Origin of the sequence: Cecembia sp., assembly GCF_007126775.1 — a bacterium.
Classification (GTDB): Bacteria; Bacteroidota; Bacteroidia; order Cytophagales; family Cyclobacteriaceae; genus Cecembia.
This window is the reverse complement of the sequence record NZ_SLAP01000189.1, coordinates 1-13,488: the sequence shown is the minus strand read 5'-3', so window position 1 is coordinate 13,488 and position 13,488 is coordinate 1. Positions and strand designations below refer to the sequence as shown.

At 40.1% G+C, this 13,488-nt stretch carries 10 protein-coding genes and 1 pseudogene; 6 read left to right on the top strand and 5 right to left on the bottom strand.

Annotated elements, in window-relative coordinates:
• Positions 1-303: pseudogene (locus QZT73_RS12695) on the bottom strand (cell filamentation protein Fic); the annotation flags it as partial.
• A gap of 27 nt (positions 304-330) precedes the next feature.
• Positions 331-528: a hypothetical protein gene (locus QZT73_RS12690; protein WP_291788494.1), complete on the bottom strand. Its 198-nt coding sequence runs from the start codon at positions 526-528 to the stop codon at positions 331-333.
• Positions 529-1,591: 1,063 nt separating this feature from the next.
• On the opposite strand from QZT73_RS12690, the gene tnpA reads away from it, so the two are divergent.
• On the top strand, positions 1,592-2,059 hold the full coding sequence (tnpA, locus tag QZT73_RS12685) for an IS200/IS605 family transposase (RefSeq protein ID WP_291788491.1): 468 nt from the start codon (positions 1,592-1,594) through the stop codon (positions 2,057-2,059).
• Positions 2,060-2,362: 303 nt separating this feature from the next.
• Here tnpA and rlmF read toward each other — a convergent pair whose 3' ends face one another.
• On the bottom strand, positions 2,363-3,280 hold the full coding sequence (rlmF, locus tag QZT73_RS12680; RefSeq protein WP_291788489.1) for a 23S rRNA (adenine(1618)-N(6))-methyltransferase RlmF: 918 nt from the start codon (positions 3,278-3,280) through the stop codon (positions 2,363-2,365).
• Between the two features lie 149 nt (positions 3,281-3,429).
• On the opposite strand from rlmF, the gene QZT73_RS12675 reads away from it, so the two are divergent.
• The 4 genes from QZT73_RS12675 to alr all read left to right on the top strand — a co-directional run bounded on the left by QZT73_RS12675 (position 3,430) and on the right by alr (position 8,742).
• Complete coding sequence (locus QZT73_RS12675; protein ID WP_291782467.1) at positions 3,430-3,969, top strand: fasciclin domain-containing protein; 540 nt, start codon at positions 3,430-3,432, stop codon at positions 3,967-3,969.
• A gap of 297 nt (positions 3,970-4,266) precedes the next feature.
• Positions 4,267-5,487, top strand: a complete 1,221-nt coding sequence (locus QZT73_RS12670) for a carboxylate--amine ligase (RefSeq protein ID WP_291788486.1) — start codon at positions 4,267-4,269, stop codon at positions 5,485-5,487.
• A gap of 109 nt (positions 5,488-5,596) precedes the next feature.
• Complete coding sequence (locus QZT73_RS12665; RefSeq protein ID WP_291788483.1) at positions 5,597-7,591, top strand: hypothetical protein; 1,995 nt, start codon at positions 5,597-5,599, stop codon at positions 7,589-7,591.
• Positions 7,585-8,742 carry an alanine racemase gene (gene alr / locus QZT73_RS12660; protein ID WP_291780271.1) on the top strand — a complete coding sequence of 386 codons (1,158 nt, stop codon included), beginning with the start codon at positions 7,585-7,587 and terminating at the stop codon, positions 8,740-8,742. The genes QZT73_RS12665 and alr overlap by 7 nt, the downstream gene beginning before the upstream one ends.
• Positions 8,743-8,785: 43 nt before the next feature.
• On the opposite strand, the gene QZT73_RS12655 is transcribed toward alr, so the two are convergent.
• Positions 8,786-9,304: a CIA30 family protein gene (locus QZT73_RS12655; protein ID WP_291780269.1), complete on the bottom strand. Its 519-nt coding sequence runs from the start codon at positions 9,302-9,304 to the stop codon at positions 8,786-8,788.
• A 341-nt stretch (positions 9,305-9,645) separates the two neighbouring features.
• Here QZT73_RS12655 and QZT73_RS12650 point away from each other — a divergent pair, with 341 nt between their 5' ends.
• Complete coding sequence (locus tag QZT73_RS12650; RefSeq protein WP_291788480.1) at positions 9,646-12,084, top strand: hypothetical protein; 2,439 nt, start codon at positions 9,646-9,648, stop codon at positions 12,082-12,084.
• Between the two features lie 69 nt (positions 12,085-12,153).
• Here QZT73_RS12650 and QZT73_RS12645 read toward each other — a convergent pair whose 3' ends face one another.
• Entirely contained in the window at positions 12,154-13,248 is a 1,095-nt protein-coding gene (locus tag QZT73_RS12645) for a bile acid:sodium symporter family protein (RefSeq protein ID WP_291780265.1), read from the bottom strand.
• Between the last annotated feature and the right edge of the window lie 240 nt (positions 13,249-13,488).

The window sequence follows — 13,488 nt, the reverse complement described above, 5'->3', positions numbered from 1 at the left end:
ATCTGCGGCTTGTACTGAATTGACCCGGTAACCTACAGCGAGAATTGCTTCTAAGCGGTAGAATTTGGTTGAATAGTTTTTGCCATCTGAGGCAGTTGTTTCCAAAATGGAAATAACTGAATCCTCATCCAATTCCTTTGTTTCAAATATATTCTTCAGATGTTTACTTACGGCGGGTACATTTACTCCAAAGAGTTCTGCCATGGACTTTTGGGTCAGCCAAAAAGTGCCATTTTGGAAAATTACCGATACATTGACTGTTTGATCATTATTTCGGAAAAGTAAAATGTCTTTTGGTTTCATGGGCATTGGTTTTAACAAGGTTGTGACTCAGTTATGGCTTCGACTTTGCTCAGCCACTGGTGACGGTTTAGGTTCCACAATACCATCTTTATATTCCAAATTATCCTCAAAGACATTGGACTCTTCCCTGCGATGCTGTTGGGATAGAGGGATATAGGAATAGCCCAAGCGCATCAGGTGTAAAATTGCAGGGATCTTCACCCTCGAGTTTTCATTAAAAGCCATGCTATCTAAAAAAGGTATATCAATGTTTAGCTAATGAATATAGTACGGGAAGCGGGTATTTGCAAGGCAAAGGGGTTGGAAGGCTAATGTATTTGATTTTTAAAATTTTATGTAGCAAAGAATCGACCCAGAATGGGTCGCATTTTTATAGAATTATGATAATGATTTAGGACCCATTGACCCAGAATGGGTCATATATTTATAGGAAAGCGGTCAATCATCCCGCACCCCGACCCTGAAGGGGTCGCATATATTCCGTAATATTATTCGACACCCTTCGGGGTCGATGGGTAAGATTTAATCGATATTGCTATAAATATGTTAACCCTTCGGGTTAATTAGAAATTCCGGATTTAGGGTGTGTTTCTTATTTACATAAGTGATAATTGAATTCGAAACCCATTTGACCCAGAATGGGTCATATATTTATAGAAAAGCGGTCAATACCCCCGCACCCCGACCCTGAAGGGGTCGTACCTTTTCCGTAATATTATTCGACGCCCTTCGGGGTCGGTGGGGAACATTTAACCGATATTGTTTGCTATAAATATACGACACCCTTCGGGGTCGATCGGTTCATGAATCCAAATCTTTTCTATAAATCCTCCCCTACACCTGGCAGCCCTCCCTTCGGGTAAATTAGAGATCCCAGATTAAGGATGTGTTTTTTATTTAAGTAATTGATAATTGAATTCGAAGCCCATTTTCCGAAATAGGCCCATATAATTATCGCAATGGATCAATACCCCTCGCCATGACCCATATTAGGTCGCAGATTTGTTGCATCACAATGACGATATAGTGTCCCATTTGACCCAGAATGGGTCATATATTTATAGCAAAGCGGTCAATAACCCCGCACCCCGACCCTGAAGGGGTCGCATATTTATAACAACGTTCTTGACAGTTGGCTCACCGACCAAGAATGGGTCAAACTTAAAATTAATCGGATAAATTGACCTCCATTTCCCTATCCAATTGTTCAAAAACCATTCATTTTTTATATTGAATTTTGATTTTGGATACTCTAAATCAGACTTTAATAACCTTAAATTTTTGAAACATGGCTGGTACTTTTTCACAGATCTACATTCAACTTGTCTTTGCAGTCCAAGGAAGAAATTCACTTATCCAAAAATCATGGGAAGACGAATTGTACAAATACATAACAGGAATTATTCAAAATAAAGATCAAAAATTATTGGCTATAAACGGCATGCCTGATCACATTCATATTTTGATTGGCCTAAAACCTTCTTGTTGCTTGTCCGATTTGGTGATGGAGGTAAAAAAGGCATCCAATAAATTTATAAATGAAAAGAAATTTTGTCCATACCAGTTCAAATGGCAGGATGGGTATGGTGCTTTTTCTTATTCCCATTCGGCATTGGACAGGGTAATTGCTTATGTCAAGAATCAAAAAGAGCATCATAAAAAAAAGACCTTCAAACAAGAGTATAAGGAGTTTATGAAAAAATTCCAGATTGAACATAAAGATGAATATTTGTTCAATTGGATTGAAGACAAGTGAAGTTTTTAAGATAAAATATTCGACACCCTTCGGGGTCGGTGGGGAACATTTAACCGATATTGCTTGCTATAAATATGTTAACCCTTCGGGTTAATTTGAGATTCCGGATTTAGGATTTGCTTGTTTTATACATAATCAAAAATTGAATTCGAAACCCATTGACCCAGAATGGGTCATATATTTATAGAAAATGCATTAAGGATCCCACACCCCGACCCTGAATGGGTCGCATATTAATAGCAAAGGCACCTCCATCAAGAATCCTTAATTTCCGTAGGATCATAGATTTCAGAAAAAAATCAACTACCTAATGAAACTCCATGCCAAAATCCTGCTGATCTTATTCCCCTGCCCCATTTCAAGGGTTTTGATGCTTTTGGCATCGACAGCATCAAGCGTATTATAAAGTTTGTCCAGGTTTTCCTTCTTGGATACCAAGCTGGTAAACCAACGGCACTGCTTGCTGAATTTTCTGCTTTCGTAAATCATATTGCTCAAAAACTTAAGCTCTCCTCCAGGATACCAAAGTTCATTGCGCCTTCCACCAAAATTCAATACGGTTTTTTCTACCTTTTCACCTTTAAGGTTGCACAGTTTTCGTCTGGCACTTTCATGCGCCTCTTTGGCCGAAGCATGAAAAGGAGGATTACAGATACTTAGGTCAAAAATCTCATCACGCTGAATGATTCCTGCGAAAAAATTTTTAGAATTACTTTGGTACCTTAAGGTTATATGACCTTTCAATTGGGGATTTTTGCTAATGAGTGTATTGGCAGCCGCAATGGCGTTTAGATCAATGTCAGTGCCAACAAAAGTCCAACCATACTCCTGATGTCCGATGATGGGATAGATGCAATTAGCTCCTACCCCTATGTCCAGGCATTTTACAGGATTTTGGAAATGATCGGGCTGTTCAGCAAGTAAATCAGCCACATAATGGATGTAATCTGCCCTACCCGGGATGGGCGGACAAAGGTAATTTTCAGGGATTGACCAGTAATCAATCCTATAATATTGCTTCAAAAGGGCTTTGTTGAGCGCTAAAACAGCTTTTGGATCAAAAAAATCTATGCTAGTATCCCCAAATTTATTGGTAATCACAAAAGCTTTTAAATCCGGTAATGCACGGATCAATAAATCGAAATCATACTGCTCCCTATGCTTGTTCCTCAAATGAAGAACAGATTTGTAAGGGTTCTGCGCTTTTTTTCCTTTTGGCATCAATAGTGGTATAGCCTTACAAAAGTATTTATTTTTTAATTGAAATGCCTACTTCGATTTTAACTGATGCCAATTAATTGGAATGCATTTAAACTTTCTTGTGCATTGCTTGTTAATGATTGGTAACCAACATCAAAACATTTAATCAAATGAAATTCACCAAAATTTTATCCCTTGCCGCAATTAGCGGTTTGACAGTTTTCGCACTGAGTTGCGACAACAAATCTACAGAAACTACTGAGGTAGAAGAAATTGAAGAAGTAGTAGTGGAAGAAGCTCCGAATACAGTGGTAGATATTGCTGTGGGATCCCCGGACCATACCACATTAGTAGCAGCAGTATCAGCAGCAGGTCTGGTAGAGACATTGAGTGGTGATGGTCCTTTTACGGTTTTTGCACCAACCAACGCAGCTTTCAGTGCATTGCCTGACGGCACTGTAGAGAGTCTTTTGCTGGAAGAAAATAAAGATCAGCTGACTGCCGTCCTTACTTATCATGTGGTGGCAGGTAATGTATTGTCAGGTGATTTGTCAGATGGGCAGGTAGTTACCACCCTTCAAGGACAGGAACTGACAGTATCAATTAAAGATGGTAAAGTAATGATCAATGATGCTACTGTAGTAGCTGCAGACCTCTCTGGAAGTAACGGAGTTGTTCATGTAATTGATAGCGTGTTACTACCAAAATAAAAATCCTTGTTGCGGAAATATTCCGTATTGAATTTATTTGACTACCACAATCCCTGAATATGGGTGCAAATAAAATTGCACCCATATTTTTTTGTCCAAATGTCAGAAACCACATGAACTTTAGGTCTATCCCATTAACAATCAGGTATTGGTCTGCCCAAAACCAGATAAGGGTAATTGGTTTTAAAATAAAAATTGAATTTAATTTTTAATTAATATGGCAAAAACTTGTATTTGTATTCATTTTTAATATATTACCTAGGTACAAATTATTTATAACTAAATAAATTTATAATTATGGCAAAATGTTTTGCATTGATGGGTTGGAGTTTGCCTGTAATCGAAAGTATGCAAAAGCTCAATAAACCTTATGTGGTAGTTTCTTTTCCCGATTTTGAGGAATATGCAAAAGAAAATAATGTTCCTTTTGTTAGCTACCAATTTGATGAGTGGAGTGACACATCCAATTCTTTGGATTTGTATGAAAAACTGAAACCTTTTGAGGTAGATGTGGCGGTTCCACTATTTGAAGAGACAGTGGAATGGGCCGGCGCACTCAATTCCATTTACAGGGGAGATCCCCGGGTTCTGAACAGGGCTTTTTTGTTCAGAAATAAGGCGATGATGAAAAGAAAAGCACTGATAGGGGGCTTGAGAGTAGGACTTTTTGAGGAAGTACATAACAAAGAAGGTGTTAAAAACTTCATGAGAAGATTGAATCAGGCCAACTTACAAATAGACGGTGAAAAGGATAGCTGGGTACATATCAAGCCCTTTGCTTCGGCTGGCACAGTGGGGCACCGCTTGCTGAAATCCATGCAGGACATTGAAGATAAATGTGAAGACAGTGATTTTCCATGTTTGGCGGAAAGCCATTTACCTGGCACGGAGTTTTCCTGTGAAGCTTTTATTCATGGAGGTAAAATCCGTTTTCTGAATATTACAGAATATGTAAAATTGGGCTATTCCAACTTTATCCCTGAAGGAAATTATCTTCATTCAAAGCGGGAAAAGATCATGAAAGAAATGCAGAAACTGGTGGACTTATTTGGTATTGAATATGGTATGATTCATCCAGAATGGTTTCTTACTGAAAATGATGAATTGAGTTTTGGGGAAGTGGCCTGCAGAATTCCGGGAGGTCATATTTTAGAATTAGCAGGTAAGGCTTATGATTTTGATGCTTTAGGAGCCTTTGTTCTTTGTCATGACCCAAGTCTAAGTGAAGAGGAGTTGAAAGAAATTTTACCTACTATGGATGCCAGGCCTAAGAACTTTTATGGCAATGTCATGATTTATCCGCAAAAAGATGTAATCAACAAATTGGAAATTCCGGAAGAATTGAAGGAAGAATCCTACTTTCTTGACCATAATCTGATTCCACCTTACACTAATCAAAAGATCAACAGCAGAGAAGGATTTGGAAATCATTTTGGTACGGTAAACTTCAAAGGGGAAGATTCGGATAGAATGACGGAGTTACTGCTGCATTATGAAAATGTAGATTTCTACCATTGATATCTCAAATTAAAATTTGAAATGAATAAAGCCTTTCACCCTGAAAGGTTTTATTTACTTTCAGCCCATAAAAGAAATCTATATAACAGATCCAAAATTTTCCTCCTTCATGCATAATCAAGTGCTAACAGACAAAACATATCAAAATTTCGAAGAGCAATACAAAGAATTCAGTCAGGCCACAACACTAACTAAGCCTGAAAAGGCGCGAAGGTTAATGGGGCAGATTGATTTGCTGATTGATAATCCTGAAGGTCTTGAGTTTGTCTATCAACATATTGCCGAACTGACGGATGCAGGCATTTTCGAAGGCTCTGCTTGGGCAGATCCCAGTAAATTGGTAGCGGGGCTGGTAAATGGTACCCTCAAAAGTGGCCATCCCAATTCTACCATTGAAATATTGAGCGAATTGCGTTTATTGGCAATGGCAAAAGATGAAATTCAAAATAATCGATTAGGATCTGGAGATGCTGAAAATTATATACAAGAGGTCATTGTGGCCAATTTGGAATTTGTTTTCAATGAACCTTTAGAGGAGACAAGGTTAGTGATGGGGGAGCATGAATTGAAAAAAGTACATACTTTGTTCAAATTCATTTCAGAAAAAACTGCCCTTAACAATGTCAAAGAAAAACTGGTGGAAGAGCTTACTTTGATCTGTGAACAGCGACCTGTCGTTACCGAAAAGCAGAGGAAAATTATAGCCCTGATCAAGGAAAAAATTGATTTGGATCCAAAAAATGAACTGGATGCAAAACTTTTGCGGTTTCAAAGATCTATCTACAGACCTACCCTAAGAACACTGAATAAAGACTTCCGGGAATATGGATTATCACTAAATAAATTGACTAAAAGTCAATTAAAGGAAGAATGTAAAGAAATGAGCCGTGTCATGTTAAGTTTTGGCTTGGTCAGCCAATACCACGCAGTCTTGGTACTCTTTCTTACAGGGCAAGACCATAAAGAATTGGTTCCTTTATGCTTAGGTTTGAGTGAAGCAGGAACAGCCAGATGGAAAGAATTCCAAGAATTCATTGCAAACCTGATCCTTAAAACAATACATCCTTACAATGCGCAATGTATTTATGGCCTTGCCAAAATGTTGGAATCGGGTATTTTTTCAAGAGAGGCAGTGCGCTCTGGATTGGCCAATATGTTGGCAATCAAAATTCATCCTGAAGTAGAGGAAAGGATATTGAAATCTACCAGAACACCCCACGAAAAAGTAAATGCCTTGCAGTATTTAATGGGTGCGCTTTTTAGGGTTTTGGGACAACCGCTTGGAATTGGCCAGGGGAATAACCCTACCTGTCAGAGTGCTAGAGGCATCAGCATGTGGAGTCAACATGCTCCCGCAAAATTGATTCATATGGTTCAGACTGCTGCTACCCATAATGACCTTACTTTTCGCTTTGAGGCACAGGAAATCAAATCATCTGAAGTAGGGTTGGGATTGGTTCAAAACCTGGATCATAATCTAGATGCTGTTTCCGTGACGCTGGTACCCATGCTGGATAAAATTTACAATGAAATGATGCTACGGGCTTCCGGAAGAGGGGAAGATCCGCATAAGTGGGTAAACCCAGCCCTTTACGGACAATGGATCCAAATAGGTTTTGCTTCTGCATATGACTATTTGAGTAATGCCATAGTGGATTTTGATGGTTTTATAAGGGTTTTTTACGCCATGGCACATCCAAGCTATAATGGAGGTCACAGATTGATTTATCCAAACCCTGTAGGAATCTTTATTACCAGTGCCAAAGGAGACATGCTTGGCTTTCATGCTGTTTCGTTGCTGCGCGTAGATTTGGATCTAAAGGGCATCTACAGGGCCTATTTTTTGAATCCCAATAATGAGGGGCGTCAGGACTGGGGACAGGGTATCAAACCATCTGTATTTGGAAATGGAGAGGTCTATGGAGAATCTTCCCTCCCATTGTATGAATTTGCTGCCAGAATCTATGCTTTCCATTACAACAATTTGGAAGCAGCAGGCAAAATGAAAAACGTTCCGGCCAAAGAAGTCAAACAAATAGAAAAATTAGCCAAGGAAAGTTGGGGACGTGCTTATACTTGGATCGAAAGAAAAAAATCATGGTAAAACATTCCTCGCGGATTGAACTGAAACAATCTGCTTATAAAAACAATATCAATTTTATCAAAAAGAAAATCGGTGACAAAGCGATTGTTTCATCTGTCGTGAAAGCAAATGCCTATGGACATGGCATCCGGACATTTGTTCCTATGGCGGAAAAATGCGGTATCCAACATTTTTCCGTTGCCTCAAGTTTTGAGGCGGAAGAAGTATTGCGAGTTTGTTCTGGCAACAGTAGGATTATGATCATGGGAATCATTTATGAGGAGGATATCCCCTGGGCAATTGAAAATAACATTGAATTTTTTGTTTACAATTATGAACGATTGCCAAAGACTTTGGCCGCAGCTAAAAAAGTGGGTAAGCCGGCCAAAGTACATATTGAAGTGGAAACAGGTGCAAATAGAACAGGTTTACCGCAGAAAGATTTTCTCAAAGTCCTTAATTTTCTTAAAAAGCATCAAGAACACATCATTTTTGAAGGCCTTTGCACCCACTTCGGAGGAGCCGAGTCTGTTTCTAATCAATTTAAAATTGATATGCAGCATAAGCGGTACAAAGCCTTTTTGAAGCAATGTCGGGACAAAAAAATAATGCCGAATATCCGTCATATTGCTTGTTCTGCGGCTGCTTTGGCCATGCAGGATACCGTTTACGATATGGTAAGAATCGGCGTAGCCCAATATGGATTTTGGCCAAGTCCCGATATTTATTTCGCACATCTGCATGAAACCAACAAAAAGGCGGATGCCTCACTCAAGCGGATATTCACATGGAAGACCGATATCATGGATATCCGGGATGTGGAGCAGGGAGAATTTATAGGCTACGGTACATCTTTTCAGGCGACACACAAAATGACCATAGCTGTAATGCCATTGGGTTATTCTAATGGCTATCCCCGAGCACTTTCCAACAGAGGACAGGTACTTATCCATGGCAAAAAGGCCCCGATCGTTGGGCTGATCAATATGAATTTGTTCATGGTGGACATCACCCATATCAAAGAGGCGCAATTGGGGGATGAGGTGGTACTCATTGGTCGACAAAATAATAATGTGATCAATGTGTCCAGTTTTACCAACAGCACGCAATTATTAAACAATGAAATGCTGAGCCGATTGCCTGCAGCCATACCGCGGACTGTGGTAAAGTAGTAGTTCATGAAAGGTATTTTGTGTAGTCCAAAAGCTTCCTTTATCAATAAAACTTTAGATAATCAATCCACAACTGAAAGCTCCCCTCCTGCTTGTCAGCCAAAATAAATCCAATCCGCTGAATACCTTTCAGGTCTTGGGTATCTATGCCCTCTTGTATGGTATTGCCCATCCTGCTGATTTCCAAAGCCTCAAGAGGGATGGTGAGCGTTTTCCAATCTTGGGTTTTTCCACCGAATTTTACCCTGAATTTGGGCAAGTAAAAAGGAGTGTCTTTTTCGATCAGCAGTTCAAACTTTCGATCGGTATCTGATTTGAAACGGATCTCACAATGGGTATATTCAGAAAGATCATATTTACCCATGGCGCTGCGAAGAGAGACAAAGCCACCATTGTTTTTGAGGGAAACAGTTCCAGTAAATAAAACTGCATCACCATCCAAAATAGCTTTAGAACTGGACAGGCCTCCCATCACCCCATCATTAATGATTGACCAACGGCCAAAATCTTTTTCAGGACCAAAATCAAATACCAAAGGGGCAGGATTCATGAATGAATTCATAGGGAATGTGATCAGTATGAGAAATAACATAATCTTCATGCATAGAAAAGCAAATTTGTAACGAATTTGTTTGTGGGTGCCAATGAGAGATCGGTGAAACGGTTTTTAAACCTGTCAATGGTACACTTGAAAACCGGAAGCTGAATCAGTAAGGGTATATTGCAAATTACTCCTTCCTCCATATCCAAACAAAGTTTTGTTGAATGTCTGATTACTACGCACATTTCATGATAGAATTGAAAAAAATCTATATTTTCGAGCTGATAATTCGAAATTTAAAAAGCATAAAGCTGTAAGTTATCTTTTTACGCGGATCAAACGCTATGTTAAACAAGTATACTATGTTACAAAGATTATCTTTCTTTTTTGTTGGCCTTCTATTGCTATTTTATTCCTGTGGTCAAGAAAAAGCCCTACTTGAATTGCAAACGGATCAATTGAGTTTTTCATTGGATCAAAAGGGGCACATCATCGGGTTGATAGATAAAAAATCCCAAGAAAACTATCTGCACATGGCTGCGCCTTCCCCTTTGATTCAGATAAAATCAGGGGATGAATATTTACTGCCTGTTACTGCCTGGCTTGAGGGTGGGCAATTGGTATTGGGTTTTCCAAAGAATATGGAATTGACCTTGCAATATGAAGAAAAAGCCTCCCACCTCACTTTTGAGATCATGGCAGCCAAAGGATTTGGGGAAATTGAACTCATAGTCTGGGGACCAATTCCAACCAGCATCAACAAAATCATTGGAGAGACGGTGGGTGTTGTCCGTGGGGAGGAATTCGCCCTAGGCATACAGGCCCTCAATCCCAAAACCTTGGGCGGCTTTCCCTGGCTAGACAATGATACCACCCCACAGTTCGATATTTTTGAGCAGGAAGATTATTCCGATTTAAGTGAGGAAAACAAAAGAGAAACCCTCTACCGGATTGAAGCAGCCAAGCCGGAGGTTTTTGGCAGTACCCTCCAGGCTTATACGCGCAACAGGCTGAAAGAAAGGTCTGTTGCCAATTTGAACCATGATTATTTCATTTCACCTGTTTATGATGATGGGGGGATAATTGGCTCTAAAATAGCTATTTACGGTTCTGCCGTGGAAGAAGCACTGGAGTATATTGGTAAAATTGAAGTGGAAGAAGGACTTCCCCACCCCCAAATGAACGGGCTTTGGGCTAAAATGTCAAAGGAGGCATCCTCGGCCTATCTGATTTACGATTTTTCAGAAGCTAATATTGAACAGGCCATTGCCTATACCCTAAAGGCAGGACTCAAATACTTGTACCATTCTGATCCTTTTAAAAATTGGGGGCATTTCGAGTTGAAAGAAAGTGATTTTCCCAATGGTTGGGATGGCATGAAGGCCTGTGTGGAAAAGGCTGCTCAAGAAGGGATTCATGTGGGTGTACATACCCTTTCCAATTTCATTACCACCAATGATCCCTATGTAACGCCCATTCCGGATCCCAGGTTGGGGATAGTGGGCTATGGATTTTTGGAAAATGCCATCAATGGGGAACAAAAAGAAATCCATATTTCGGCACCTGAATTTTTTGATCAGTTTAAGAACAATAGCCTCAAGACAGTCATGATCGGTTCTGAATTGATCCGCTATGGTTCAGTTTCTTCAGAAGAACCTTGGAAACTCCTGGATTGTGAAAGGGGGGCTTGGGGAACCCAAAGGTCAAGCCATACTGTGGGTTCTCAGGTAAGCAAGCTTGCCGACCATGCCTACAAAGTTTTCCTTTCCAATACTGAATTGTCCATTGAAATTGCCCAGACATTGGCTGATTTGTTCAATCATGCCGGCTTGAGGCAGATATCCTTCGATGGCCTGGAAGGAAATCGCTCTACGGGCATGGGTAATTATGGCGAAATCCTTTTTACCACTACTTGGTGGGAGCACCTCAATGATGACATTCGCTCACACTTGATAACCGATGCCAGCAGGACCACGCATTATTTCTGGCATATTTATTCCAGGATGAACTGGGGCGAACCTTGGTACGCAGGATTTAGAGAGAGTCAGACGGAGTACAGGCTGAAAAACCAAGCTTATTTCCAAAGGAACATGATGCCGGGCATGTTGGGCTGGTTCAGCATGCGTAACAATACCCCAATAGAAGACATGGAATGGATGTTGGCCCGCTCAGCAGCATTTGATGCGGGCTATGCCTTTGTCGTCCGGGATGAAGCTTTACAAAACAATGGGCAATTGAATGCCATTTTCCAAAGCATTGCAGATTGGGAAAAGGTACGGATGTCCAATGTTTTGACTGAAGGTCAAAAGGAGAAAATGAAGGATATTAACAATGAATTTCAGCTGATAAAAACCGGAATTGACCAATGGGATTTGCATCAGGTACATGTCAATAGGTTTGAGCATCATGCCAAAGTACTTCAGCCGGGCGAACCTTTATATACTTCCTTTACTTTCGAAAACCCTGTAGAAGAGGAAACGTTGCATTTTATCATCACTGCAGAGACTGCTGACATTTCAGGTATTGTTTTGGAGTTGAACAACAGATTTACCCTGGAGCTACCTGTTCGTATCAATAAAGGTGAGTCTATCCGCTATTCCGGTGGAATTACCGCCCAGGTTCTGGATCAAAACCTTAGGCAAAAGGCCCAAATACCAATTGATCCTTCCCTATTGACCCTAAAGTCAGGAAGTCAGCAACTCAATATTGACTGTACATTCCATGATAAGGAAGAGCGAGCCAAAGCGAAAGTAGAGCTTAGGATATTGGATAAAGGGGAAAGAATACAATTGATCAATTAGGTTTTGTTCAAAGGGACTAAGGTTTTTTTATATTGGAATTAGTAGGGAAAAGGTAATGGCACAGATACATCACCTACCTGGTTTTCTATGCCAATAGGAAGCCAATACTGATCCTGAAATATTCATCAAGGGGCCAAAAACTGCGGGTGCCAATCCTACAGTTGCAATTTTGCCCATTTCTTTGGCTATTCCTGATGCAAGGCCAGCATTTTGCATTCCTACTTCAAGGGCAATGGTCCTGCAATCGCTTTCGGGCATTCCAAATACTTTGGCAGCCCAATAGCCTAAGGAATACCCAAAAAGGTTATGAAGGGTAACAAAGAAGATCAAGAGCAGACCAATATCCAGTAAACTGTCCCTTCCAGCCGCTGTGATAATAACGATGATAAAGGCAATTCCAATCATGGAAACCAAAGGCATGGCATCATCTAGCCATTTGGATTTGCCACTGAAGAATTTATTAAACAATAAACCTGCTCCGATTGGGATAATGACTATTTTTACAATATCCAGCATCATTTTCCATACATTGACTTCTACAAATTCTCCGGCCAAAAAGCCCATCAAAATGGGTGTTAAGAATGGTGCCAACATGGTGGTGATTGCTGTAATGGTGATGGAGAGTGCCAAGTTGGCTTTGGCCAGGTAGCTCATCACATTAGAGGCCATACCACTGGGCGAAGAGCCTATCAGGATCATTCCAGCAGCAATTTCAGGTGGAAAACCACTGATTTTTGCCAAGACATATCCGATTAAGGGCATGATGGAAAATTGACAAAACACGCCAATCAAAACTCCCTTAGGCATTTGGACAACTCCTTTGAAGTCGTTTAGGCTCATTGATGTTCCCATGCCAAACATGATGATTTGCAAAAGCGGTACAATCAAGCCACTTAATTGGTAACCGCTGATTTCTATAAAATTAGCAGGGTAAAGCATAGCTGCTACCACGGCAGCAAAAATGGAAATGGTATAGGTGAAGCCCCGAAGTTTCTCATGGACACGGACGCCTATTGCTAAAAAAACAAGGAAGGATATCCAGAATGGGCCTGCTAAATGGAAATCCTTCCAGTACCAAAGTACAAATCCCAAAAGCAAAAAAATGAGGCTCAAAATGAATGCATAAAAAAATAATTTTTCCTTCAATGATTTACATGTGGGCATAAATAGAATGGGTTGATCATTGATTTATGGGATGATAATAAAGATCCATTTGTGACTAAGCGCACAAAAGAAAACTTATGTCATCCGTTAATTTAGAGAAAAATTCCTAATTTAATTCGATGGAACTAGACTTTCAGATTATCATTGTGCTGGGTATTCTCATTGCTACTGTCATCATGATGGTATTTGAAATATTTAGGATTGACGTTGTGGCCATCATCACAATGTTGGCATTAGGTT

What these genes read in the sequence shown, in the direction of transcription:
- QZT73_RS12690 (WP_291788494.1), bottom strand. Translation starts at nt 528, where the DNA reads ATGGCTTTTAATGAAAACTCGAGGGTGAAGATCCCTGCAATTTTACAC.
- tnpA (WP_291788491.1), top strand. Translation starts at nt 1,592, where the DNA reads ATGGCTGGTACTTTTTCACAGATCTACATTCAACTTGTCTTTGCAGTC.
- rlmF (WP_291788489.1), bottom strand. Translation starts at nt 3,280, where the DNA reads ATGCCAAAAGGAAAAAAAGCGCAGAACCCTTACAAATCTGTTCTTCAT.
- QZT73_RS12675 (WP_291782467.1), top strand. Translation starts at nt 3,430, where the DNA reads ATGAAATTCACCAAAATTTTATCCCTTGCCGCAATTAGCGGTTTGACA.
- QZT73_RS12670 (WP_291788486.1), top strand. Translation starts at nt 4,267, where the DNA reads ATGGCAAAATGTTTTGCATTGATGGGTTGGAGTTTGCCTGTAATCGAA.
- QZT73_RS12665 (WP_291788483.1), top strand. Translation starts at nt 5,597, where the DNA reads ATGCATAATCAAGTGCTAACAGACAAAACATATCAAAATTTCGAAGAG.
- alr (WP_291780271.1), top strand. Translation starts at nt 7,585, where the DNA reads ATGGTAAAACATTCCTCGCGGATTGAACTGAAACAATCTGCTTATAAA.
- QZT73_RS12655 (WP_291780269.1), bottom strand. Translation starts at nt 9,304, where the DNA reads ATGAATTCATTCATGAATCCTGCCCCTTTGGTATTTGATTTTGGTCCT.
- QZT73_RS12650 (WP_291788480.1), top strand. Translation starts at nt 9,646, where the DNA reads ATGTTACAAAGATTATCTTTCTTTTTTGTTGGCCTTCTATTGCTATTT.
- QZT73_RS12645 (WP_291780265.1), bottom strand. Translation starts at nt 13,248, where the DNA reads ATGCCCACATGTAAATCATTGAAGGAAAAATTATTTTTTTATGCATTC.